The sequence below is a fragment of the Gloeomargarita sp. SRBZ-1_bins_9 genome (assembly GCA_039794565.1).
Lineage (GTDB): Bacteria > Cyanobacteriota > Cyanobacteriia > Gloeomargaritales > Gloeomargaritaceae > Gloeomargarita.
Map to the genome: position 1 here is coordinate 90,928 of JAUQVX010000001.1, position 22,710 is coordinate 113,637.

A 22,710-nucleotide genomic window follows, 5' to 3' on the forward strand; every position below is an offset into this window, starting at 1 on the left:
CATGGTACGACTGGCGGAGCGACTGGCGCCCCTGACGCGCAATGTGTTTGCCGATATGGACCAGGCCAAGGCCCAGGCGGCGGCCCAGGGAATGGATGTGATTGACCTGTCGCTAGGGTCATCGGATTTGCCCACCCCCCCAGACATCCTGGCGGTGATTGCCGAGGCCCTGCAGGATACCCGCACCCATGGGTACTTGCTGTTTCATGGCACGCGGGAGTTTCGCCGGGCAGCAGCCACCTGGTATGAGCGGCGCTATGGGGTGCCAGTGGACCCGGAAACGGAGGTCTTGCCCCTAATTGGCTCCCAGGAGGGGACAGCCCATTTGCCCTTGGCGGTCCTCAATCCGGGGGATTACGCCATTTTGCTGGACCCGGGTTATCCGTCCCATGCGGGGGGAGTGGCCCTGGCGGGGGGGCAGGTGTACCCGTTGCGTTTGCGGGCAGACCAGGGGTTTTTGCCGGATTTGGGTCAAGTTCCTGAGGCGGTATGGCGTCGGGCGCGGCTGCTGGTGTTGTCCTATCCCCATAACCCCACAACGGCAATGGCGGACCTGGCGGTGTTTGAGGCGGCGGTGGACGTTTGCCGGCACTATGACCTGGTGCTCTGCCATGACTTTCCCTATGCGGATTTGGTGTTCGGGGAACAGTTGCCCCCGTCGGTGTTGCAGGCGGACCGGGACAAGCGGGTGAGTATCGAGTTTTTTAGTCTCTCCAAGTCCTACAACATGGGGGGGTTTCGCCTGGGCTATGCCATCGGCAATCGAGAGCTGATCCTGGCGCTGCGGCGGGTCAAGGCAGTGATTGATTTCAACCAGTACGCGGGGATTTTGCGGGCGGGGGCGCAGGCGCTGCTGGGGGACCAAACGGGGGTGCGGAAGATGGTGCAGACGTTCCGGGAACGGCGGGATGCCTTTGTGGCGGCGTTGCAACGCATGGGCTGGCAGGTGCCGGTTCCCCAGGCGACGATGTATATCTGGGCGCCGTTGCCCCCGGCCTGGGCGGAACGGTCGTTAGAGTTTTGTCAGCACTTGGTGCAGAAAACGGGAGTGGCGGCGTCGCCGGGAGCCGGGTTCGGTCCGGGGGGGGAGGGCTATGTGCGCTTTGCATTGGTGCATCCCCCGGCGCGGTTGCAAGAAGCAGTGGACCGCATGGCGCATTGGTTGGGGATGGGGGCATGAGGGCTTCCCTGGCTTGGTGCAGCGCGGACCTGGCCTACTTGCCGTGAAATGGGGAGTTGCTGGTGACCCGCGCACCCATGGGCAACACGCAGCGGGTCACTGGCGGGGAGCGCCGGATTGGGTGGAGGAGGTGCTGTCGCGACCGTCAGGTGAAATTAAAACTTTATTCATCCCGTGGGGTGCTGGCGTACTGGATTGTGGACTGGCTAAGCCGACAGGTGAGTGTTTATCGCCGCACTGAACGGACCTGGCAGTTGACCGTGACCCTGTACCCCCAGGACAGGCTCCCATCGCCCCTGTTGCCGGGTTTCGCCTGTCCCGTCACCGAGCTGCTTGTCTAGGGATGGCGCATCTCCCAGCTGGCCGAACGCCTAGTCCCGTTCCCTAGCCAATGCCGGTACTCATGGCCAGCATGCGTTCCAGGGGCACGAGCGCGTTTTGGCGGATGTCTTCCGGGACGGTGATTTCCGGTTGCCCATCCCGCAGGGCCAGATAGACCTTCTCCAGGGTGTTCAAGCGCATGTAGGGGCACTGGTTGCAGGCGCAGCCGTTGTTGGCAGGGGCAGGGATAAAGACCTTGTCCGGGGCGGCTTTTTGCATCTGGTGGATGATGCCGGGTTCGGTGACCACGATGAATTCCCGGGCGTCGCTGCGCTGGACGTACTTGAGTAACCCGGTGGTCGAAGCAATATAGTCGGCCATCTCCAGCACCGGCGCTTCGCATTCCGGGTGGGCAATGACCAGGGCCTGGGGATGGCGCACCTTCAACTTCACCAATTCCTGATAAGAAAACGTTTCATGGACGATGCAACTGCCCGGCCAGAGCACCATCTCCCGCCCCGTTTGCTTCATCACATAGCGCCCCAGGTTTTGGTCCGGCGCAAACAGAATCGGCTGGTCTGGGGGAATCTGCTGCACGATGGCCACGGCATTAGAACTGGTGCAGATAATGTCGCTCATGGCCTTGATGGCCGCCGAACAATTGATGTAGGAAATCACCAGGTGGTCGGGATACTGGGCCTTAAACGCCGCAAATTGGTCTGGGGGACAACTGTCGGCTAAAGAACACCCTGCCGCCAAATCCGGCAATAACACTCGCTTGTCGGGGTTGAGAATTTTGGCCGTCTCCGCCATGAAATGCACCCCGGCAAACAGAATCACATCGGCCTTGGTCTGGGCCGCCTGCCGCGATAACCCCAAGGAATCCCCCACATAGTCGGCCACGTCCTGTACCTGGGAGTCCTGATAGTAATGGGCTAAAATGACGGCGTTTAACTCCCGCTTCAAGGCCTGAATCGCCCCCACTAGGTCCTGGGGCAATGCCGTCTCCTGCACCGGCAAAAACATGGGCCGACTCCTGTATCGTTTGTAACGCTTTGTTGCATTATAGTTGATCTTACCAAAATGGGAGCGCGGGTGACAGAAATCTAAAAAAAAAAGTCGCAAATGTCGGTCGGGATATAGTACATTTGAAAAATCCGGGTTGGGGTTGAGGTGGCATGACCGGTCGGGTGTATTTGGTGGGGGCGGGTCCGGGGGACCCCGGTTTACTGACGCTCAAGGGGAAGACGCTGTTGGAGTTGGCGGATGTGGTGATTTATGATGCCCTGGTCAGTCCCCCCATCCTGGCGATGATCAATCCCCGGGCGGAGCGAATTTTTGTGGGTAAGTACCGGGGTTGGCACAGTTGGTCCCAAGGGGAAATTAACCGGTTGCTGATGACCAAGGCACAGCAGTACGAGCGGGTGGTGCGGCTCAAAGCCGGGGACCCGTTTATTTTTGGGCGGGGAGGCGAAGAGGTGGCGGCGCTGCACCAGGCGGGGATTCCGGTGGAGGTGGTGCCCGGCATTACTGCGGGGTTGGCTCTGGGGTTGCCCTTGACCCATCGGCAGTACAGCTCCAGTGTGGCCCTGGTGACCGGTCACGAGGCGGTGGACAAGACGCGCCCGCCGGTCAATTGGACGGCTTTGGCCCAGGGGGCGGATACGTTGGTGATTTACATGGGGATGCACCATTTGGGGGAGATTGTTCAGGAGTTGATGGCGGCTGGCCGAGATGGGCAAACGCCGGTGCAGGTGGTGCAGTGGGGGACTTGGCCCCAGGAGCGGCGGGTGCGGGGAACCCTGGCGACGATTGGGGAGGTGGTGGCCCAGGCGGGGGTGGGAGCGCCGGCGGTGATCGTAGTCGGAGAAGCGGCTGCCGCCGAACCGCTATGATCAGGACAACCGACCGGTTGGGAAGGGAGCTATGGAGTTTTTAGTCATCCTGGCGATTGCCCTGGTGATTGTGGTGGCGGCGGTGCGCAATCTCTACTACATCTGCCAGCCTAACGAGGTGTTGATTTTTGCCGGAACCACGCGCTGGGTGCCCTCTTTGCGGCGACGGGTGGGCTACCGGTTGGTCAAAGGCGGCAGCAGCCTACGTATGCCCTTGTTTGAGCGGGTGTTGCGCCTGGATTTGACCAATTTGATTATTGAGCTGAAGGTGGTGGGGGCTTATTCCAAGGGGGGGATTCCCCTGCGGGTTGAGGGGGTGGCCAATATCAAAATTGCCGGCGAGGAACCCATCATCCACAACGCCATCGAACGACTGCTGGGCAAAACGCGGGAGGAAATTAAACGCATCGCCAAGGAAACCCTGGAGGGGAATTTGCGGGGGGTGCTAGCGAGTCTGACGCCCCAGCAGGTCAACGAGGATAAGTTGGCCTTTGTGCGCAGCCTGCAGGATGAGGCGGAGGAGGATTTGGGGAAGTTGGGGCTGGTGCTGGACACGCTCCAGATTCAAAACATTTCCGACGATGTGGGGTATTTGGACTCGATAGGGCGCAAGCAGCGGGCGGAATTGTTGCGGGATGCCCGGATTGCTGAAGCCCAGGCCCAGGCCCAGGCGGCTATCCAAGCGGCGGAAAATGCCCGTCTGACGGTCTTTGCCCAATTGGACGCCGAGATGCAGATCGTGGAGGCGGAGGTGCAACGGCGGATTCGCGATGCCCTGACCCGGCGGGAGGCCCTGGTGGCGGAGGTGCAGGCGGAAGTGGGGGCGCAGATTGCCCGGGCGCAGGCGGATTTGGCGGTACAGCGGGAGCGAATTGCCCAGGTGCGCCAACAACTCCAAGCGGATGTGGTGGCTCCAGCCGCGGCCCAATGTCAACAGGCGATGGAGGCGGCGCAAGCGGCAGCGGCCCAGATTGTGGAGGAGGGCAAGGCCCTGGTGGAAGGGATGCGGCAGTTGGCGACCACCTGGCGACAGGCGGGGGATCAGGCGCGGCAGATTTTCCTGCTCCAAAAGCTCGAACCCCTGCTCCAGGCCCTGGCGGCGACGGTTCCCCAGGTGCAGGTGGACCGGATGACGGTGTTGGACCCGGCAACGGCCACAAGTACGGCAGCCTGGTGGGAGCAGGTGCGGGCGGCCACGGGGATTGATGTCCAGCGCTTGTTACCTAAAATGGCTCCACCGGCGGAGGAGACGACCTGAGGGATGGCGGTTGTCCAAAGTCACCCCTATCGCTGGCTAGAAGAAGCCCTGGCCACGATTCGGCGGGCGCACTGGCAACGAACGCTCAAACCGGTGACGGGTCCTCCAGGGCCGGTGGTGCAGATGGAGCATCGCGCCGTTTTGAACTTCGCCAGCAATGACTATCTGGGGTTGGCGGGGGACCCCCGGTTGGTGGCGGCAGCAACCCAGGCTATGGCGCGCTATGGGGTGGGGACGACGGGTTCGCGGCTGTTGAGCGGTCAGCGGGAGTTGCACCGGGAGCTGGAAACGGCCCTAGCTCGCTGGAAAGGTACAGAGGACGCCCTGGTTTTTAGCAGTGGTTATGCAGCCTGTTTGGGGACGGTGGTGGCGTTGGTGGGCAAACCGGATGCCGTTTTCCAAGACGCCTACAACCACAGTTGTCTGCAACAGGGAGCGAAGTTAAGCCAGGCCCAGGTGTACACCTATCGCCACAACGACCTGGCCCACCTTGAACAATTGCTGGCTACCCATCGCCGGCACCATCGCCGCGCCCTGATTGCCACCGAAAGCCTGTTCAGTATGGATGGGGACACCTGTCCGTTGCCGGCGCTGCTGGACCTGGCGGATGCCTACGACTGCATGGTGCTGGTGGATGAGGCCCACGGCAATGGAGTGTTTGGGGCGCAGGGGGCCGGTTGGGTGGTGGCGACGGGTTGTCAAGGGCGGCCCCTAATCCAGGTAGGCAATTGCAGCAAGGCCCTGGGGAGCATGGGGGGCTATGTGGCTGGCGGTGCGGCGTTAATCGCCTATCTGCGGCACCGGGCACCCACCTGGGTCTACAGCACCGGGCTTTCGGTTCCCGATACAGCAGCCGCGTTGGCAGCCATTGCCATTGTTCAGCAGGAACCCCAACGACAGGCCCAGCTCTGGCGCAATGTCCACCACCTGCGGGAGGCGTTAACCCAGGCGGGATTGCCCCTGCTGTCGTCGGTTCCATCCCCCATCGTTTGCCTGCCCCTGCGGGATACGGCCACGGCGGCCCGGTTGGAACCGGAACTGCTCCGGGCGGGGGTGTTGGCCGGGGTGGTGCGTCCCCCTACTGTGCCCACCAGTCGGTTGCGCCTGTCGGTGATGAGCAGCCATACACCGGAGCACATTGCCCAGTTGGTGGCGGTTTTGAGCCAATTTCCTGGGGTCTATGGCTAAGGCGGGTTACACCTTGCCGGTGTTTGCCTGTGCCAGCGCGGTGGCGGCTTTGCACTTCCTACGCACCCAGGAGGTGCTTGACCAGGTGGAGTTGGATTTGCTCAACCCCCCAACCAAGGCGACGGTTCCCATTGAGCAGGTGGTGCCCTTGTCCACCGGGGCGGTGCTGGCCATGACCCGCTCCCAGCCGGGGGATAATTTGGACCTGACCCGCGATACGCCGGTTTGGGCGCTGGTGTCCTGGGGGGAGCCGTCGGCAGAACCCTTGACCCTGGTGGGGGGTTATGGGGTGGGGTGGCATCGGGAAACGGGACAGGCCGCCATTTATCGCTATGCCCGCCAGCTTTTGGCCCATCACCTGACCAGCGAACGACCCCTACGGGTGGAAATCATCCTGCCCCAGGGGCGGCGCTTAGCTGAACGAACGTCTAACGCGGCCTTTGGGGTGGTGGAGGGGTTGGCGCTATTGGGCACCAGCGGGATAGCCCATCCAGTGAGTGCGCCGGAACAGCTGGAACAGTTTCGGGAGGAGTTGCGCCGCAAAGCTCCCCAGGGCGACCTGGTGTTTTGTGTGGGGGAAAACGGGTTGGATTTGGCGCGCGCCTGGGGGGTTCCCGAATCCGTCTTGGTGAAAACGGGGAATTGGTTGGGACCACTGTTGGTGGAGGCGGCGTGGCTCGGGCTGCGGAGCGTCACTTTGCTGGGCTATTACGGGAAGGTGATCAAATTGGCGGGGGGGATTTTTCACACCCATCACCATGTGGCGGACGGGCGCTTGGAAATCCTGGTGGCCTGTGGGGTGCGGGTGGGGTTGCCCCTGCCGGTGTTGCAAAAGCTGCTCGACCAACCGACGGTGGAGGCGGCCATGCAGTACTTGCACCAGGTGCAGCCCCTGCAGGTGCGACCCCTGTACGACCTGATCCTGGACCACATCCGGCACCGCACCCGGCAGTATCTCCAGGCCCACGGCGGTCAACCCCTGGAATTGGAGGTGATGTTGTTCAATCGGGAGCGGCAGATGGTCGCCCAAACCCCCGGCGCTCAACGCTGGTTGCCGTCCCTGCGCTAAGATGCTGATGACGAGCACGGAGCGCCATCCATGACCAAGACCGTTGCCCAGGCGATGACCCCCGACCCGGTGGTGGTCTATCCCCGGACACCCATTGAGGAGGCGATTCAAATCCTGGCGGAGCGGGGGTTTAGCGGTTTACCAGTGGTCAATGAGCGGCATCAGTTGGTGGGGGTGTTATCCACGCTGGATATTCTTCACCGGCAAGAGGGTTTGCGTCCGCCTTTATATTTCTGGTTCATGGATGCGGTGATCTGGCTGGAAAACCCGCACCATTACCGGCAGGAATTGCACAAGGTGCTCGGACCGACCGTAGCCGATGTCATGACTCCCCATCCCATCAGCATTCATCCCGAGGCATCCTTGACCGTTGCCGCCCACAAAATGCACCAGCACAACGTGCGGCGCTTGCCGGTGGTGAATTCAGAAAACCGGGTGGTGGGCATTTTGACCCGGGGGGATATTGTACGGGCGTTGGCGGAGGACATGGCCCAACCGACGGAATCCTAGGGGACTAGACGACCTATTCATCCTAACCCACAAGCCAATCAGCCGGTATTGTTGCCGGGGAAAGGGTCGCGTTTGAGGTGCAGCGCGCTATACTATCGGCTTAACAGTGGGTGGGGGTGCGTGCCATGTGCGGCATTGTGGGGTATGTGGGGTTGCAACCGGCCTTGGGGATTCTCATGGAGGGTCTGCGCCGCCTGGAATACCGGGGCTACGACTCGGCGGGCATCGCTTGGCTCGGCGACGGCGAAATTCACGTACTGCGGGCGGCCGGGAAATTGCACAACCTACAAGCGCAACTGCCTTCGGTGTCAGCCCATGTCGGCATTGGCCATACCCGCTGGGCCACCCACGGCAAACCGGAGGAGCGCAACGCCCATCCCCACACCGATAACCACCGGCGGGTGGCTGTGGTACAAAACGGCATTATCGAGAACTACCGCGTCCTGCGGGAGGAACTGACGGCCCAGGGGTGCCTATTCACCTCGGATACGGATACGGAGGTGATTCCCCATCTAGTGGGCTGTTACCTGCGCCAGGGTCACTCCTTTTTGGAGGCGATGCGGTTGACCGTGTCCCGTTTACAGGGGGCCTTTGCCATTGCCGCCATCAGCGCCGATGCCCCCGATGAAATTGTCCTAGCTCGCCAGCAAGCGCCCCTGGTGGTGGGTTTAGGGCAGGGGGAATTTTTTTGCGCGTCGGATACGGCGGCGTTGATCAGCCATACCCAGGCGTTTTTGCCCCTGGAAAACGGGGAACTGGCCCGCCTGACGCCTTTGGGGGTAGAAGTTTATACCTTCGCTGGGCAACGAGTGCAGCGTTATCCCCAGCGGTTGACCTGGAGTCCCCTGGCGGTGGAAAAGGGCGGCTTCAAGCACTACATGCTCAAGGAAATCCACGAGCAGCCAGCCGTGTTGCGCCAGGGGTTGGAGTCCCACTTACTGGAGGGGAACATTGCGCTAGGGCCAGTGCAGGAGTTATACGGGCAGGTGGAGCAAATTCACATTGTCGCCTGCGGCACCAGTTGGCACGCCAGTCTGGTGGGGAAATATCTGCTAGAGCAGGTCGCGCAGATACCCACCCATGTGTACTATGCCTCCGAATTTCGCTATGCTCCGCCCCCCTACACGCCCCGTACCCTGACCATCGGTGTTACCCAATCGGGAGAAACGGCGGACACCCTAGCGGCCCTTTCGTTGGTTGCCGGTCGCACCCTGACCGGTACGCCCTGGTTGCTGGGGATTACCAACCGGCCTGATAGCACCCTGGGGCGATTGGTGCCCTATTTGATTGACACCCGGGCAGGGATTGAGATTGGAGTGGCGGCCACCAAAACCTTTTCCGCGCAAATACTGGCGTTTTACCTACTGGCGCTGGACATGGCCCACCAGCGGGGTTTGATGGATCAGGACAAGCAAGAACTGTATCTTACCAACTTACAGCAAATCCCCAACCATGTGGAGTGGATATTAGAGAGCCAGATGCCGGTGATTGAGCAGGTAGCGCATCAATTTCAGGACGTGCAACATGTGATTTATTTGGGGCGGGGGATCAATTTTCCCATTGCGTTAGAAGGGGCATTGAAATTGAAAGAAATCAGCTATATTCATGCCGAGGGCTATCCCGCCGGCGAAATGAAACACGGTCCCATTGCTCTGTTAGATAGGAATGTACCGGTGGTGGCGATTGCCATGCCCGGGAGCGTTTATGAAAAGACGATTAGTAATGTGCAGGAGGCCCGAGCGCGGGAAGCGCAAATTATCGGTGTGGGCACCGCTGCCAACCTGGAGATTCCCGATCTGTTTCAGGTCAATCTGACCGTTCCCAATGTGCCGGAGTTGCTCTCACCGTTTGTCACCGTTGTCCCGCTGCAACTTCTGGCCTATACCATTGCGGCTCAGAAGGGCTTAGATGTGGACCAACCCCGCAACCTGGCCAAGTCCGTGACGGTGGAATAAGCGGAATAATCATTTTGTTGTTTCCACAGACTTCCGTAGCAAGTGGGGACAGACAGCGGGAGCGTTTGACGCGTCAGCGCCAGTTGTCAGCGATTGGAGATTTGTACTGCTTTTGTAGTGGACGCAAATCTTTACACATTGACGCGCCGGTGACCCATCAAACAGGGGTGATGGACTACGGCCCCATGCTTAAACCCAGTCAGCGTTGCTGGCAGAGGGTTAACTTTTTCGGGAAACAACTGGCAAGAAACGAGCTATCCCTTCATTTCCCGTTTCAGCTGCCGCCAGGTCTGATAGATGTCGGGTAACCGCTGGACCACGGCCATGGCCTTGCGCCACAGGGGCAACGGAATCGCCGGATAACCCGCGACGGCACTCCCTGCCGGTACATCCTGATGCAAACCGCTTTTGGCTGCCACCTGCGCCCGTTCCCCCACCCGCAGTTGGTTGGCCGCCCCCACCTGTCCCCCCAACACCACCCAGTCCTCCAGGATGACGCCGCCAGCTAAGCCTACTTGGGCTGCCAGGGCACAGTGCTTCCCCAGCCGGCACCCATGGCCGATGTGCACCAAATTATCCAGCTTGCTTCCCTGGCCAATGCGAGTTTCGCCGACAGCAGGCCGGTCAATGCAGGTGTTAGCGCCGATTTCCACCCCCGCTTCAATCACCACCCGTCCCGACTGGTGCATCTTTACCCACCCGGCAGGCGTCGGCACAAACCCAAAGCCATCGCTGCCAATGACCGCCCCGCTGTGGATGATGCAATCCGGCCCAATTTCCGTGCGCTCATACACGGTGCAGTTGGCGTATAGGATACTGCGGGCGCCGATGCGCACCTGGGGTCCCACCACCACCCCCGGCCCGATTTGCACGTCTTCCTCCACCACCGCTCCTGCCTGGATCACCGCCTGGGGACCTACCCGGACACCTGGGGCCAGTTGCGCCGTCGGGTCAATCACCGCCGTGGGATGGATACCCGGGGGCAAAGACGCCGGTTGGTAAAAACAACTAATGGTCCGGGCGAAGGCCAAACGTGGGTCAGGCACGGCTACCCAGGCCAACCCCCGCTGTTCCGCAATAGCCTGCAATTCTGGGTCTAGGGGCAAAATAACAGCTGATGCCTGGGTCTGTTGCAGTTGAGGTAACCAGCGCCGGTCCTCCACAAAGGTCAATTCCCCGGCTTTGGCTTCAGCAACACTGGCTATACCCGTAAGGATGGGATTACCACCCCCTTGGGCGCTGCCGGGTAACTGGGCCAGGACATCCTGAAAAGTCAACATGTTTTGTATCTTAGCGTTCAGCGCAGCAGGGAAATGCGGCGAATGCGCCAGCCAGAGTCCCCTTTGACCAACTCGTAACGGGCGCGATAGGTGCTGCGGCCCATGTCCTGCCCTTGCACCTGCACCTGGTCTTCGATCCGTGCCTCCACGACCATTTCCTTCGGTTTGCCCATCTGCAGGTGCTCGATTTCCAGCCGTTTGAGAGTGTGGGTTTCCACAATGCCTTCTGCTTGCAGTTGCTGCGCCCGTTGCCGCCACTGGCTTAAGGCCGGGTCCATCAGGATATGGCCAAGCTGGTCAATCGCCCGTTGCGCCCCCAACGCCTGGGCCTTGATGCGCTGCCAGGTGGTCAAGGTTTCTAATGCCGCTGCTCGTAGGTCCACCGTGGGCGGCGTAGGACGCGGATGCGGGGTAGGTATGGGCACCGGCGGTTGCTCGAGCGTAATGAGTAATCGGGGCGGTTGGGACGCACGCAGCCACCACACCAGACCCACCGCCGTGGTCACCGCCACCACACCACTGGTAACCAGCCAAGGGGACTGCCGGGACCGAGGCCGGGAACGGAAAGGGCTGCTGGCTAAGGAGGGGGTAGGAGGCGGCGCAGTTGTTGCGGGAGTTTGCCAGCACTCTAGCACTGCTGTCACCTGGGGGTCATCAAAGTAACGCTGGATAGCGAGCGCTGCCGCCGTTACTCCCCGAGCAAAAGGGAGAATTTCCCGGTGGAGCCAGCGCTGGGCATAGCGGTACAGGGCAACCAGCTCGTCGGGAGCTGCCCGGCGCACCTCCTGCACTGGGGGTTCCACGTTCCCACCGGCAATGTACTGCTCCCAAAAGGTCAGCGCGGTTTCCGTTTGGCCCAACAGTAGGGTAGTCACGGCCAACTCCAAGGGCACGGGTTGGGTCCGGTGCAGAAACCGCAGCCAATTTTCTGCCTCCTGTATCCGCTGAGGTTGATGCTGGACCACCCCCAAGCCCAGGGCCGCCTGCGCCGCCAGATAAGCCCCCACCGCTGAAGGTCGCCGTGCCTCCCGCCCAAAATACTCATACTGCTCCGCCAGGGTCATGTAGGGCCGCAACTGTTGCAGAAACCGAATCCCCTCCTCCACCCCCAGGCCTGCTGCCGCATCACCCGTGCCTTCGATGCCCCCCCGTTCATCCAACATCTGTTGTAAAAGGGCCAACCCTGCCCGTCGGCCTGGCTCGTCTTCCAACGGCAAAGCCACCAGTTCCAAAATGCGGTAGGGTCGCAGCCGCGCCAGGTCCACCTGCAACTCCTGCAACAGATGGGGAAACAACCCCCCTGTACGCTGTAACAATGCCAAGCCCTGCTCCAGATACACCCCGGCGCGCTGGTAATTCTGTCGCTGCCATTGCTCCCGCCCCAGTTCCAAATAGGCCAACACCATAGTCAGCACCGTATCGCCGTAAATGCTGGGGGGAATGCCGTTTTGACAAGCCGCCTGACCGGTTTTGAGAATCTGCTCGTACTCCCCCCACTCCAACCACAAGGCCAAGGCCCCCGGCAATTCCTCCCCCTCCACCCACACCACCGGCGCGACCGGCATCTCCGTATTTTCCCCGGATTGATCCCCTGCCGTGCTCGCCTCTAAGATAATCCGATAAGCTTGCTCGATGACTCGACGGCGGGCGGCGGTCGCCAGGGGAGAATAGTCAGGCCGTACCGCCGACTGTAATCGCTGAGCCAGCACAGGATGGATTTGCTCCACCGCCGTTTGCGCCGGAACACCTAGGACCCGATAGCAATCCAAGGCAACTCGTACCACCGCCAGCGTTGCTCTCGCCCAGCCCTTGGGGAGTCTAGCACGACTTTAGAGTAGGTCCTGCTCGTTCAGCAAGTACCAGCATCACACCCGCTCGTTCACAAAAATTAACCACCCGCAACCCCACCAGAGCATATTTTTTCGGAATAAACAGTATAATTAGATACAGAAAGACAGCTGTCTGGACAGGAGTTGGGTTGAGCAGGAGGGCAGAGGCCATGCAATACCATTTCCACGGTGCGGTGTATGAGCACGACCCGTCGGTGGTGCCGGTGAGCGAAGGGGAAGTCGGTGGAAAATACCGGGGGGCGACCTGGAAAACCCACCGGGTGCAGGTGCCATTACCCCAGCGGACGCCGCAGCAGTTCCGTTATCGGGGGGCGACCTATTCCCATTAAGCCCATAAGTTCGTAAAGTTTTGCGGAACCCTCGGCTTTGTACCGGGGGTTTATTTTATGCTGGAAGGTGGCGGGGTTAACTATCTATGCAGACCAAGGAACAGGGCAAACCGCTTCCCCAGGTGCTGGTGGGGCTAGTGTCTCTATCGGTAGCCTTCGTCATCAGTAGTGTGGTTGCGGCCGAGGCGGTGCAGGGGTTGCAGCGGGGTAACCAGGTGATGCGGGTGACCGGTTCAGCGCGGCGGGCGATCACATCTGATTACATTGTCTGGCAGTTTCGGGTGGAAAGCCAGGACCCTTCCCTGCAAACGGCTTACCGACAGGTGACGACCTACACCGAGCGCATCCGGCGTTTTTTGCAACAGGAGGGAGTGCCGGAAGAGGAGGTGGTGTTTGCGGCTTTGGAAAACACCCCCCTCCAGGAGAACATCAACGGGCGGGACACGGGCCGTATCCTGGCTTACCGGCTGGTGCAGCGGGTGAAGGTGAGTTCGGCAGCGATGGACAAAATTACGGCGCTGGTCAATCGAGCCAATAATTTGATTAATGAGGGGATCCCCATCATTGCTGACCCCCCCCAGTACCTCTACAGGGATTTGGCGAAGCTGCGGGTGGAGATGGTGGCGGAGGCGGTGCGGGATGCCCAAAATCGCGCCCAGAGTATTGCCAGAGCAACGGGCAGCCGCGTGGGCCGAGTCCGTAATGTGGATACGGGGGTGTTTCAAATTACGTCCCGCTATTCCACCGAGGTGAGCGATTACGGGATTTACGACACCTCCTCTAAAGAAAAAGACATTACGGCGGTGGTCTCGGTCAGTTTTGGGTTAGATTGATGCCGCTGTCTTGGTTGGGGAGCCACGCCTGGGCGCAGGCCGTTCTGTTGAACACGGTGCTGGTTGCCCCCTGGTTGTTCCTGCCGCCGACGGTGTTGACCCGCTGGGGCTGGGTGCATGCCTGGATGCTGGGGGTGCTGTTGTGGGGGACCTTGAGCTGGCGGGGTTATCTGGTGGTTTTGGTGTATTTTGGGGTGGGGTCGGTGGTCACCAAGGTCGGCTACGGGCACAAAGCGGCGGCCGGCATCGCGGAAAAACGGGGGGGGGCGCGGGGACCCGAAAATGTTTGGGGTTCAGCGGCGGTCGGCACCCTGTGTGCCTTGGCTACCCTGGTGTTTCCGGCCTGGAGAGGGCTATGGCAGTTGGGGTTTGTGGGGAGTTTTGCCGCTAAGTTGGCCGACACGGTTTCTAGTGAAATCGGCAAGGCCTATGGACGCACGACAATTCTGTTGACCACGCTGCAACCGGTGCCCAGGGGAACGGAAGGGGCGGTGAGTTTAGAGGGAACGCTGGCGGGTCTGGCGGCCGGTCTGGTGATGGCGTTGGTGGGCTATGGCCTGGGTCTGACGGCTGGGGCGGGCGTCCCCATTTGCACCCTGGCGGCCCTGGTTGCCAACTTGTTGGAAAGCTGGGTGGGGGCGACCTGGCAAACCCGTTACCCCTGGCTGACCAATGAATGGGTAAATGTGCTCAATACCCTGGCGGCGGCCTTGCTCAGCATGGGGTTGGGGCTGGCCTGGGACAGATTGATGTAACCGCGACCTTAGGGCAACCATGGCCTCACCCCTGATAACCCCCTGTATGCCACAATTGAACAGACCCCGCGAAACTGACCGGTCCCTAGGTTCCCGATGGCCTTCAAATTCCCGGAGACCAATTGGCAAGCCCTATTAAGTCCTGAACGGGCAACCTGGCAGAGCCTGGATGTCTTTTTCCAGGTGGCCCAACCCCGGGCGCAGGAGGTTTGGGCGGACATAGGTTGTGGGCCAGGCTATTTCACCCTGCCGTTGGCGGAGCGGGTGCACAAGGTTTATGCCCTCGATAGCTCCCCCTGGATGCTGGAGAGATGCCGCGAACGAGCTGTCGCCCAGGGTTATGGCAATGTGGAAACGCGCCCATGTGAGGAGACGGCGATCCCCCTGCCCGACAAAAGTGTGGATGTGAGTTTGCTCGCCAACCTGGTGCATGAGTTGCTTCAGCCCCAGGCGTTTCTGGCTGCGGTGGGCCGCATCACCCGGGCGCGCGTGCATGTGATCGATTGGCATCCGGTTCCCTCCCCGGCGGGTCCTCCCCTGGTCGACCGGCTACCCAAAGACCAGGTGATCGACCTCCTGACCGGCTTGGGGTTTGTCCTGGTCCAGGATGCCCCCGTTTATCCCTACCACTATTTCCTGACCTTTCGGCCCCCCGCCAGCGTTACACCCGGTTAAAAAAGGGCCTGGTCTGGGGAGCGGGCAAGGTATAGTAAAACCCAACGACGATGAGCAATTGCCACCGTGACCATTGCCAGCATTAACCCCTACGACGGCCGCGTTTTGCAGACCTTCACCCCCTTGGGCGAGGCAGAACTGGAAACCAAGCTGGCTCTGGCCGTGACAGGGTTTGCCACCTATCGCCGCTGGTCCCTGGCGGAACGGGCTGCCGGTTTACACCGCTTGGCCGGTGCCCTGACCCAGGGACGGGAGCAATGGGCGCGGTTGATGACCCTGGAGATGGGCAAACCCATTCAGGCGGCCCGGGCCGAAGTGGATAAATGCGCCTGGGTCTGCCGGTACTACGCAGAGCAGGGAGCTGTTTTCCTCCAGGACCAGGCTGGACCGTTAGAGCGTTTACCCGACGGCACCGTCGCCCAAACCTGGATTCGCCGCCAACCCCTGGGGCCGATTCTAGCCGTCATGCCCTGGAATTTCCCCTTCTGGCAGGTGTTTCGCTGTCTGGCGCCGGCGTTGATGGCGGGCAACGTGGTCCTGCTCAAACACGCCTCCAATGTGCCCCAGTGCGCCCTGGCCATTGAACAGTTGGTTACCCAAGCCGGTTTTCCCCCCGGTGTGCTGCAAACCCTACTCATCCCCAGTGACCGGGTGGCTGCCCTGGTGGCCGACCCCCGCATCCGTGCCGCTACTCTGACCGGCAGTGAACCAGCGGGGAGGTCTTTGGCCATGGCGGCCGGACGCGCCCTGAAAAAAACCGTCCTCGAACTGGGGGGCAGCGACCCGTTGATCATCCTACCCAGCGCCGACCTGGAAGCAGCGCTGACCACCGCCGTCACCGCCCGCTTGCTCAACAACGGCCAATCCTGCATTGCCGCCAAACGTTTAATCCTTCACGCCGACATTGCCCCCCTGGTCCTGCCCCGGTTGGTGGAGCGCTTTCAAGCCGTCAAAATGGGTGACCCCCTCGACCCCACCACCGAACTGGGACCCCTAGCCACCCAGGCCCAGCGGGAGGAATTGCACCGTCACGTGACCCAGATGATCCAAGCCGGGGCCAAATGCTGGTGCGGCGGTCAGATACCCCCTGGCCCCGGTTTCTTTTACCCCCCTACCCTCTTGAGTGATTTGCCCCCCAGTGCCCGGGACATCGAATTTTTTGGCCCCGTTTTCCTGGTGTACACCGTCCCGGACCTGGACGCCGCCATTCAACTGGCCAACGATTCCCCCTTCGGTTTAGGTGCCAGCGCCTGGACCCGCGACCCCCAGGAACAAGCCCGGCTGATCGACGAACTGGAATGCGGTTCCGTGTTTATCAACGGCCTGGTCAAATCCGACCCCCGTTTACCCTTCGGCGGCCTCAAACAATCCGGCTACGGTCGGGAACTCGGGGAAGCCGGCCTGCTCGAGTTCGTCAATCTGAAAACGATCTGGGTGAAAACATCCTGAGAAAACCCGTTAAAAAATATGACAAAAATCAGCGCCAAACGCCTCTGCTTCCTCCTTTGGACCCTATTTTTTTAGGTATAAATGCCCAGGATAAAGTGATTTCACTTGCAGCCTTGTTACAAACGGGGTTTTAGGTTTGATAATGGGTCAAATTTTTTTAGAAAACTTTATTCCTCAGACCGGATGGGGGATGCTAACCTTAATTTCACATTCTTCTACTACGATGCAAACGCTGGAGGTGTGATATGATTGGCAAGACGGTACAGGTCAAACCGGGGACTCGCAATCACAAGGGTTTTTTTGTAGATGAAGCCCCCTATACCCTGGTGAATATCAATGCCGCCGGCTGGGCCGTGATCTGTATTGATGATGCCATTTGTCACTTTGTGGACCCGGACGACTTAGAAATCCCCAGTGACAGCTAAGTCCCCCTGACCAACGCCGCAGCCCCCGGCAAACCGGCGCCTGAAATCAGTTGGCAGCGTCAAGGTTAACGGTGGCGATCGGGTGGGCCCAATTAGGCCTGACCCCGTTAATGTTGTTTCCCCCACCTGCTGCACGGTCATCCCGGGGGTTGCTGCCAGGGAAACAAGCCACCATTTAGCCTGGCCACCCTACATCCCCATTATCAATCCGCCTCGGACAGCAATTCCCGTAGGCGCCTCAATCCTTTTTTCAGATGGCGCGAGACGGTCACCACACTCACCTTCAGGCAATCCGCCACTTCTTTTTGGGTGAACTCATGGAAAAAGATGAATTCCAGGATTTCCCGGGTGCGGCTTTCCAGGTGAACCAAACACTGTTCTAGGCGAATACGGTCCTCCTGGGCCAACTGGAAACTGCGGTATTCCGGGTCACACACCTGATCCCCCAGGAATAGGGGCCGACCCTCTTCCTCGCCGACGCACATATCCAGGCTAACCAGGGACTGATTGCGCCAGGCCAATTGGGCTTCCTGCCACTCCTGCAAGGTAATGCCCAACTGTTGGGCCAATTCCGCCGCCGTGGGTTCCCGCCCCTGGGCCTGCCGCCACTGCTCTATCACCTGGGCCGCCCGTTGCTGGAGTTCCACCCACCGCCGGGGCAAACGGACCAACGAGCTTTGGTCCCGTAAATAGTGTTGAATCGCTCCCCGCACATAGGGCAAGGCAAAACTGCTAAAGGCCACCCCCCGCTCCACATCAAAGCGCTCAATCGCCTGGATTAACCCCAGTACACCCACCTGGATCAGGTCTTCTAAGGGTTCTTGACACCATCGGTGAAAGCGGTGGGCCTCCCGCCTCACCAAACCCATATTGGCCTGCACCAGCCGATTCCGTAATTCTACCGATTGGGTAGCCCGATACGCTTTCAGCCAAGCCAGGGATTGGGCCTTGCTGTTAACATCGTCCTGTTCCGATGTAACCGGCATTGTAGGGGGTATCCATTGGCCTAGGGGAAGCCCAGGGGTCGCAATCAAGCAACCTCCAGCTCTTTCAGACTAGCAAAGTCCTCCTCCCCAGACAAGGGTGATTTTACGAAGAGGGCGGTGGGGTATCCGCACAAGCCCCTAGGCCGCTGGCCGGACGCGAGCGTAAAAGACGCCCCGCACTTTCACATCGTGGGGTTCGTGGGCGCCGAATTCCGTATCCGACGGTTGCTCACTTTCAAAGGTGCCAGCAATTTCGCCCGTGGAACCATCTACCTGAGCCACCTGTAGGGAGATATGTCCCTCCGCCACTTCCGCAATCTTGACGTTGGCCTTGCTGAACTCCGGAGCATCGGGGCTGGCCGGCACCCCCACGGCGGTTTCATAGCCCGTCGCCACCCCCCGGCCCTTGGGGTCCTGGAACAGAGCCGAGCGGTAGGGAGGAACCTTAAACGTGCCCTCGAAATCGGTGGAGGTATTGATCACCGTCGCACCCGGTTGCGTTTGGGCGACCAACTCCTTAATCGTGAAGAGGAAGGGTACCCGCTCGCCGCCTGGCAGTTGGACGGTAATCGGTTGAAAATCCAATCCTTCTTTTTCCTTAAGGGTCAACACCCCATCGGGACTCACCTGTAAATCTGCCTCCACGGCATCAATCGAGGAGGTGGCCCGGGTCAATAGCTTGGCCGGAACAAAGGTAGGTTCCTTGCGTTTCGTGGTCGTTTCCTCCTTCACAAAGAAGCTGGTGGGTTCTAAACACAAGTCCGTCACCCGGTAGGTCTTGCCGGGTTCGAGGGCCAGGGAACCCCGCGCAAAATCGCTCAGCTGGGGACATTTGTTGGCCAGACCGGTTCCTTTGACCTGTTCATAGGTCAGACTTTTAATTTGTTCGTAGGTCAACCCTTCGGTGGTCGTCCCCACTGCTGCCGTCGAACAGGCCGAGACCAGTATCAAGCAGCACATCAGCAATACGGATAACAGCGCGCGATACCCCATAGCCAACCTCCACAACAGCCGTGGCCTTTATTTTACCGTGAAAGGGGGTCTTTCTAGGCAAGACGGGGTCAGTTCGGTTACCCATAGCCAGATGGCGGTTATGGGGATACCCCAGTTCAGCTCGGCCAGTTGGCTCTGCAGGTGGGGGGCTGGTGTTTCCCCACTGAGGTAACGGTCAAGGCTGCCCCACAGGGGTTGGTGCATGCCATTGAGGGCCACCAATCGCCCCTGTTGATCGAGCACCGGCCCGCCGCTCATGCCCTTGGCAATGGGGTTGGTATAGCCGAGGCGATAGCCGCCCTCCAGGGGTTGGGGCAGGATGAGGCGCACGTGGCCAGTTGTCATAACAAAACCCGGGTCGGGGTGTTCCTCAGTCGGGAAAGGAAAACCCGCAGCGAAAACCGGGTCGCCGACCTGAGGCAGACGGGGTTGGGGACAGGCCAGGCTATAGGACTGGGCACTGGTGAACTCCAGCAGGGCCACATCGGTGGTGGTAGGTATAGGGGGCCGGGCGCGGACGCTATGCCATTGACCATCGGGGGTGCGCACCGAATAGCGGGTGGCCTGGGGGTCACTATCGAGCACGTGTTGATTGGTCACCACGGTATAAATCTGGTCGCGGCGGGCCAGCAAAACCCCCGAACCCCCACTGGCGCCAACTCGCACCTGGACCGTAATCTCCCGGGCCTGCTGGGTAAGGGTGTCCAGCGGGGAGGAGGAGGCTGAACGGTGCCATTGCCAGAGTCCCCCGCCCAGCAACAGGGCCAACCATCCTAACCACCAATAACGGACCTTCAAGGTTTAGGGGGTCAGTTCAGTTCCTTCGACCTGTTGGAGCAATTCCTGGAAATCCACGTAGGGCCGAGCCGTGGTTTCGTTCAAGGGACCGGAGGCGCGGGTGCGGATATTGAACAGTTGGTTGATCACCCGGGTCGGATTGACCCCTGGTCTGAGGGTGAACAACAACCCCGCGCAGGGACCCCCATGGCTGCGGGCGACACAAATGACATTCTGGCCGTTCATCCGCCCGGTGGTGATAAAACTCAGGGTGCCGTCGTCGTAATAGGTCTGGAAGCGTTGGGACACCTCCCGGCAGCGCCGCTCGTTGGAATAGCCGCTCTCGGCAAAGGTGTTCGAGGTCCAGCGGATGATGGGAACCACTCGATTGCCGGAGCGCACCAGGGTCGCCGGTGCTCCCTGACTAGTACCGCAGTAAAAGGTAATGCGCTTGGGATTCCCTTGGACCGCCGATTGAGGAACAAGCATCCCCAGGGACACCAGCGCCAGCAGCATACCGCCACCCCGTAGATAAAACATAAGTCTTACTCCCCCCTTGCTACCTGAGCCTATTCTAAGGCCGACGGGTGAACTTCCCATGGCACCGACGCAGGGGATTTGATACCATTCTCCAAGTTTCTTTAGATTTAGGATTAAACCGAGTCGTTGTGAGGCCCGTGTTTTGGCATGACTATGTTACCCCCGCTACCCCAAGACCAAGTGGAATTGCTGGTGCGCAACCAACACCACGACCCCTTTGCGGTGCTTGGACCCCATCCGGTGACCATTGACGGCCAGACTCGATGGCACATCCGCGCCTATTTGCCCCATGCGGAGGCGGCCTGGGTGCGCTGCCCGACCCTGCGCCAGGAATTTCCCATGACCACCCGGCAGGACCCTCACCTGTTTGAGTGCCTGCTGCCCTTTGCCGAGTTGCCCAACTACCAGTTGCGGGTCATCGAAAGGGGCCATGAGCGGGTTTTTTACGACCCCTACAGCTTCAAAACCCCGAAGCTCACCGACTTTGACCTGCACCTGTTTGCTGAGGGCAACCACCATCGCATTTACGAGAAACTGGGGAGCCACATCACGGAAATTGACGGCGTTCAGGGGGTGTATTTTGCCGTGTGGGCGCCCAATGCCCGTAATGTCTCGGTCATCGGCGATTTCAATAACTGGGATGGGCGCTGGCACCAGATGCGCAAGGGTCATACCGGCGTTTGGGAGCTGTTTATTCCGGGGCTGGGGGAAGGTACCAAATATAAATACGAGGTCAAAAACTGGGAAGGGCACATTTACGAAAAATCGGACCCCTACAGTTTTCGCCAGGAGGTGCGCCCGAAAACGGCATCTATTGTCACCAACCTGGATACCTACGAGTGGCAGGACCAGGAGTGGATGGAACGGCGCCGCCACACGGACCCTCTGACGCAACCCATCGCGGTTTACGAGGTGCATTTGGGGTCCTGGTTACACCGGGCTTTTGAGGTGCCGACGCCCAACGGGGAAGAACCGGTGGCGGTTTCCGAGTGGAATCCGGGTGCCCGCTATTTGACCTACCGGGAGTTGGCCCACGAGCTGATTCCCTACGTCAAGGAAATGGGGTTTACCCATATCGAATTGCTCCCGGTGGCGGACCACCCCTACGACGGGTCTTGGGGCTACCAGGTGGTGAGTTATTACGCGGCGACTTCCCGCTACGGCCCGCCCCAAGATTTTATGTACTTTGTGGACCAGTGCCACCAAAACGGTATCGGCGTGATCATTGACTGGGTGCCGGGGCATTTCCCCAAGGATGGGCACGGTTTGGCCTATTTTGACGGCACGCATCTGTACGAATACGGCGACCCGCGCAAGGGGGAACACAAGGAATGGGGTACGCTGGTGTTTGATTACGGGCGTCCCGAGGTGCGCAATTTCCTGGTGGCCAACGCCCTGTTTTGGTTCGACAAGTACCACATTGACGGGATTCGGGTGGATGCGGTGGCCTCGATGCTGTATTTGGATTACGGGCGCCGGGATGGGGAGTGGGTACCCAACCAGTACGGTGGGCGGGAGCACTTGGAAGCGGTGGACTTTTTGCGCCAGGTGAATCAGGTAATCTTCAGTTACTTTCCTGGCATTCTATCCATCGCCGAAGAATCCACCGCCTGGCCGATGGTCTCCTGGCCGACTTACGTGGGGGGGTTGGGTTTCAACCTGAAGTGGAACATGGGGTGGATGCACGATACCCTGGACTATTTCCGCATGGACCCCTGGTTCCGCCAGTTCCACCAAAACAACATCACCTTTAGCATCTGGTATGCCTTTAGCGAGAACTTCATGCTGGCTTTATCCCACGACGAGGTGGTGCACGGCAAGGCCAGTTTGATGTCCAAAATGCCGGGGGATGAGTGGCAGAAATTTGCCAACATGCGGGCCTTGTTTGCCTATATGTTCACCCATCCAGGCAAGAAAACCCTGTTTATGGGGATGGAGTTTGGCCAGTGGCAGGAGTGGAATGTCTGGACAGACCTGGAATGGCACTTGCTGCAGTACGAACGCCACCAGGTGCTCAAGCATTATCTGGCAACCCTCATTCATCTTTACCGCAGCGAGCCGGCCCTTTATACCCAGGACTTCACCCTGGAGGGGTTTGAGTGGATTGATTGTTCGGATAACCGCCACAGCGTGGTGTCCTATATCCGCTACGACAAGGACCGGAGCAATTACATCGTGGTGGTGTGCAATTTCACGCCCCAGCCTCATTCCCACTACCGGATTGGTGTGCCGGAGCCGGGCTTTTACCGGGAAATTTTCAACAGCGATGCCCGGGAATTCGGCGGCACCAATATGGGGAATTTGGGGGGCAAATGGACGGAGGACTGGGGTTACCACAACCGACCCTATTCCTTGGATTTGTGCCTGCCCCCCTTGGCGGTGTTGATGTTTAAGTTGGACCGGGAAAAAACGGCGGCCGTGTTGGGCGATGCGTCCTAGTTG

General features: G+C 60.0%; 22 protein-coding genes. 15 read left to right on the forward strand and 7 right to left on the reverse strand.

What is annotated here, in order from left to right; all coding sequences use genetic code 11:
- The first annotated feature begins 1 nt into the window (after window position 1).
- Both Q6L55_00525 and Q6L55_00530 read left to right on the forward strand, forming a co-directional pair.
- Window positions 2-1,180 (forward strand): LL-diaminopimelate aminotransferase, encoded by a 1,179-nt coding sequence (locus tag Q6L55_00525; protein ID MEN9257200.1) that lies wholly within the window; start codon window positions 2-4, stop codon window positions 1,178-1,180.
- Window positions 1,181-1,257: 77 nt separating this feature from the next.
- A complete protein-coding gene (locus tag Q6L55_00530; GenBank protein ID MEN9257201.1) occupies window positions 1,258-1,521 on the forward strand; it encodes a Uma2 family endonuclease in 264 nt (87 codons plus the stop codon).
- 43 nt (window positions 1,522-1,564) lie between these two features.
- Here the strand turns inward: Q6L55_00530 and nadA are convergent, their stop codons facing one another.
- Window positions 1,565-2,527: a quinolinate synthase NadA gene (gene nadA, locus Q6L55_00535; GenBank protein MEN9257202.1), complete on the reverse strand. Its 963-nt coding sequence runs from the start codon at window positions 2,525-2,527 to the stop codon at window positions 1,565-1,567.
- 152 nt (window positions 2,528-2,679) lie between these two features.
- Between nadA and cobA the strand changes: the two genes are divergently transcribed.
- The 6 genes from cobA (at window position 2,680) to glmS (ending at window position 9,376) form a co-directional block, all read left to right on the forward strand.
- Complete coding sequence (gene cobA / locus Q6L55_00540) at window positions 2,680-3,396, forward strand: uroporphyrinogen-III C-methyltransferase (protein MEN9257203.1); 717 nt, start codon at window positions 2,680-2,682, stop codon at window positions 3,394-3,396.
- Window positions 3,397-3,427: 31 nt separating this feature from the next.
- The gene (locus tag Q6L55_00545) at window positions 3,428-4,654 is read left to right on the forward strand and encodes an SPFH domain-containing protein (GenBank protein ID MEN9257204.1); all 1,227 of its coding nucleotides are present in this window, start codon (window positions 3,428-3,430) and stop codon (window positions 4,652-4,654) included.
- 3 nt (window positions 4,655-4,657) lie between these two features.
- Window positions 4,658-5,842, forward strand: coding sequence for an 8-amino-7-oxononanoate synthase (locus Q6L55_00550; GenBank protein MEN9257205.1), 1,185 nt, complete (start codon window positions 4,658-4,660; stop codon window positions 5,840-5,842).
- Window positions 5,835-6,911 carry a cobalt-precorrin-5B (C(1))-methyltransferase CbiD gene (gene cbiD / locus Q6L55_00555; GenBank protein ID MEN9257206.1) on the forward strand — a complete coding sequence of 359 codons (1,077 nt, stop codon included), beginning with the start codon at window positions 5,835-5,837 and terminating at the stop codon, window positions 6,909-6,911. The genes Q6L55_00550 and cbiD overlap by 8 nt, the downstream gene beginning before the upstream one ends.
- Before the next feature lie 30 nt (window positions 6,912-6,941).
- A complete protein-coding gene (locus tag Q6L55_00560; protein ID MEN9257207.1) occupies window positions 6,942-7,421 on the forward strand; it encodes a CBS domain-containing protein in 480 nt (159 codons plus the stop codon).
- A gap of 125 nt (window positions 7,422-7,546) precedes the next feature.
- A complete protein-coding gene (gene glmS / locus Q6L55_00565; GenBank protein ID MEN9257208.1) occupies window positions 7,547-9,376 on the forward strand; it encodes a glutamine--fructose-6-phosphate transaminase (isomerizing) in 1,830 nt (609 codons plus the stop codon).
- Window positions 9,377-9,630: 254 nt separating this feature from the next.
- On the opposite strand, the gene lpxD is transcribed toward glmS, so the two are convergent.
- Window positions 9,631-10,656, reverse strand: coding sequence for a UDP-3-O-(3-hydroxymyristoyl)glucosamine N-acyltransferase (lpxD, locus tag Q6L55_00570; GenBank protein ID MEN9257209.1), 1,026 nt, complete (start codon window positions 10,654-10,656; stop codon window positions 9,631-9,633).
- 17 nt (window positions 10,657-10,673) lie between these two features.
- Window positions 10,674-12,440, reverse strand: a complete 1,767-nt coding sequence (locus tag Q6L55_00575) for an ARC6/PARC6 family protein (GenBank protein ID MEN9257210.1) — start codon at window positions 12,438-12,440, stop codon at window positions 10,674-10,676.
- Window positions 12,441-12,655: 215 nt separating this feature from the next.
- Here Q6L55_00575 and Q6L55_00580 point away from each other — a divergent pair, with 215 nt between their 5' ends.
- The 6 genes from Q6L55_00580 (at window position 12,656) to Q6L55_00605 (ending at window position 16,972) form a co-directional block, all read left to right on the forward strand.
- The gene (locus Q6L55_00580; GenBank protein ID MEN9257211.1) at window positions 12,656-12,835 is read left to right on the forward strand and encodes a DUF4278 domain-containing protein; all 180 of its coding nucleotides are present in this window, start codon (window positions 12,656-12,658) and stop codon (window positions 12,833-12,835) included.
- Window positions 12,836-12,921: 86 nt separating this feature from the next.
- Complete coding sequence (locus Q6L55_00585; GenBank protein ID MEN9257212.1) at window positions 12,922-13,668, forward strand: SIMPL domain-containing protein; 747 nt, start codon at window positions 12,922-12,924, stop codon at window positions 13,666-13,668.
- Entirely contained in the window at window positions 13,668-14,423 is a 756-nt protein-coding gene (locus Q6L55_00590) for a TIGR00297 family protein (GenBank protein MEN9257213.1), read from the forward strand. Before Q6L55_00585 ends, Q6L55_00590 begins: the two co-directional genes overlap by 1 nt.
- A gap of 96 nt (window positions 14,424-14,519) precedes the next feature.
- The gene (locus tag Q6L55_00595) at window positions 14,520-15,098 is read left to right on the forward strand and encodes a class I SAM-dependent methyltransferase (GenBank protein ID MEN9257214.1); all 579 of its coding nucleotides are present in this window, start codon (window positions 14,520-14,522) and stop codon (window positions 15,096-15,098) included.
- 66 nt (window positions 15,099-15,164) lie between these two features.
- A complete protein-coding gene (locus Q6L55_00600) occupies window positions 15,165-16,547 on the forward strand; it encodes an NAD-dependent succinate-semialdehyde dehydrogenase (GenBank protein ID MEN9257215.1) in 1,383 nt (460 codons plus the stop codon).
- A 245-nt stretch (window positions 16,548-16,792) separates the two neighbouring features.
- Complete coding sequence (locus tag Q6L55_00605) at window positions 16,793-16,972, forward strand: hypothetical protein (GenBank protein MEN9257216.1); 180 nt, start codon at window positions 16,793-16,795, stop codon at window positions 16,970-16,972.
- 203 nt (window positions 16,973-17,175) lie between these two features.
- On the opposite strand, the gene Q6L55_00610 is transcribed toward Q6L55_00605, so the two are convergent.
- From Q6L55_00610 to Q6L55_00625, 4 genes are all read right to left on the reverse strand, one after another.
- A complete protein-coding gene (locus tag Q6L55_00610) occupies window positions 17,176-17,958 on the reverse strand; it encodes a sigma-70 family RNA polymerase sigma factor (protein MEN9257217.1) in 783 nt (260 codons plus the stop codon).
- A gap of 138 nt (window positions 17,959-18,096) precedes the next feature.
- Window positions 18,097-18,951 carry a photosystem II manganese-stabilizing polypeptide gene (locus tag Q6L55_00615; protein ID MEN9257218.1) on the reverse strand — a complete coding sequence of 285 codons (855 nt, stop codon included), beginning with the start codon at window positions 18,949-18,951 and terminating at the stop codon, window positions 18,097-18,099.
- Between the two features lie 27 nt (window positions 18,952-18,978).
- Window positions 18,979-19,749, reverse strand: a complete 771-nt coding sequence (locus tag Q6L55_00620; GenBank protein ID MEN9257219.1) for a serine protease — start codon at window positions 19,747-19,749, stop codon at window positions 18,979-18,981.
- Window positions 19,750-19,752: 3 nt separating this feature from the next.
- Window positions 19,753-20,268, reverse strand: a complete 516-nt coding sequence (locus Q6L55_00625; protein ID MEN9257220.1) for a COP23 domain-containing protein — start codon at window positions 20,266-20,268, stop codon at window positions 19,753-19,755.
- Between the two features lie 147 nt (window positions 20,269-20,415).
- Here Q6L55_00625 and glgB point away from each other — a divergent pair, with 147 nt between their 5' ends.
- Window positions 20,416-22,707 carry a 1,4-alpha-glucan branching enzyme gene (glgB, locus tag Q6L55_00630; GenBank protein ID MEN9257221.1) on the forward strand — a complete coding sequence of 764 codons (2,292 nt, stop codon included), beginning with the start codon at window positions 20,416-20,418 and terminating at the stop codon, window positions 22,705-22,707.
- The last annotated feature ends 3 nt before the right edge of the window (window positions 22,708-22,710 follow it).

Excerpts from the sequence above, each read along its gene's own strand:
- Q6L55_00525 (MEN9257200.1), top strand. The coding sequence starts at position 2 with ATGGTACGACTGGCGGAGCGACTGGCGCCCCTGACGCGCAATGTGTTT.
- Q6L55_00530 (MEN9257201.1), top strand. The coding sequence starts at position 1,258 with ATGGGCAACACGCAGCGGGTCACTGGCGGGGAGCGCCGGATTGGGTGG.
- nadA (MEN9257202.1), bottom strand. The coding sequence starts at position 2,527 with ATGTTTTTGCCGGTGCAGGAGACGGCATTGCCCCAGGACCTAGTGGGG.
- cobA (MEN9257203.1), top strand. The coding sequence starts at position 2,680 with ATGACCGGTCGGGTGTATTTGGTGGGGGCGGGTCCGGGGGACCCCGGT.
- Q6L55_00545 (MEN9257204.1), top strand. The coding sequence starts at position 3,428 with ATGGAGTTTTTAGTCATCCTGGCGATTGCCCTGGTGATTGTGGTGGCG.
- Q6L55_00550 (MEN9257205.1), top strand. The coding sequence starts at position 4,658 with ATGGCGGTTGTCCAAAGTCACCCCTATCGCTGGCTAGAAGAAGCCCTG.
- cbiD (MEN9257206.1), top strand. The coding sequence starts at position 5,835 with ATGGCTAAGGCGGGTTACACCTTGCCGGTGTTTGCCTGTGCCAGCGCG.
- Q6L55_00560 (MEN9257207.1), top strand. The coding sequence starts at position 6,942 with ATGACCAAGACCGTTGCCCAGGCGATGACCCCCGACCCGGTGGTGGTC.
- glmS (MEN9257208.1), top strand. The coding sequence starts at position 7,547 with ATGTGCGGCATTGTGGGGTATGTGGGGTTGCAACCGGCCTTGGGGATT.
- lpxD (MEN9257209.1), bottom strand. The coding sequence starts at position 10,656 with ATGTTGACTTTTCAGGATGTCCTGGCCCAGTTACCCGGCAGCGCCCAA.
- Q6L55_00580 (MEN9257211.1), top strand. The coding sequence starts at position 12,656 with ATGCAATACCATTTCCACGGTGCGGTGTATGAGCACGACCCGTCGGTG.
- Q6L55_00585 (MEN9257212.1), top strand. The coding sequence starts at position 12,922 with ATGCAGACCAAGGAACAGGGCAAACCGCTTCCCCAGGTGCTGGTGGGG.
- Q6L55_00590 (MEN9257213.1), top strand. The coding sequence starts at position 13,668 with ATGCCGCTGTCTTGGTTGGGGAGCCACGCCTGGGCGCAGGCCGTTCTG.
- Q6L55_00595 (MEN9257214.1), top strand. The coding sequence starts at position 14,520 with ATGGCCTTCAAATTCCCGGAGACCAATTGGCAAGCCCTATTAAGTCCT.
- Q6L55_00605 (MEN9257216.1), top strand. The coding sequence starts at position 16,793 with ATGATTGGCAAGACGGTACAGGTCAAACCGGGGACTCGCAATCACAAG.
- Q6L55_00610 (MEN9257217.1), bottom strand. The coding sequence starts at position 17,958 with ATGCCGGTTACATCGGAACAGGACGATGTTAACAGCAAGGCCCAATCC.
- Q6L55_00615 (MEN9257218.1), bottom strand. The coding sequence starts at position 18,951 with ATGGGGTATCGCGCGCTGTTATCCGTATTGCTGATGTGCTGCTTGATA.
- Q6L55_00625 (MEN9257220.1), bottom strand. The coding sequence starts at position 20,268 with ATGTTTTATCTACGGGGTGGCGGTATGCTGCTGGCGCTGGTGTCCCTG.
- glgB (MEN9257221.1), top strand. The coding sequence starts at position 20,416 with ATGACTATGTTACCCCCGCTACCCCAAGACCAAGTGGAATTGCTGGTG.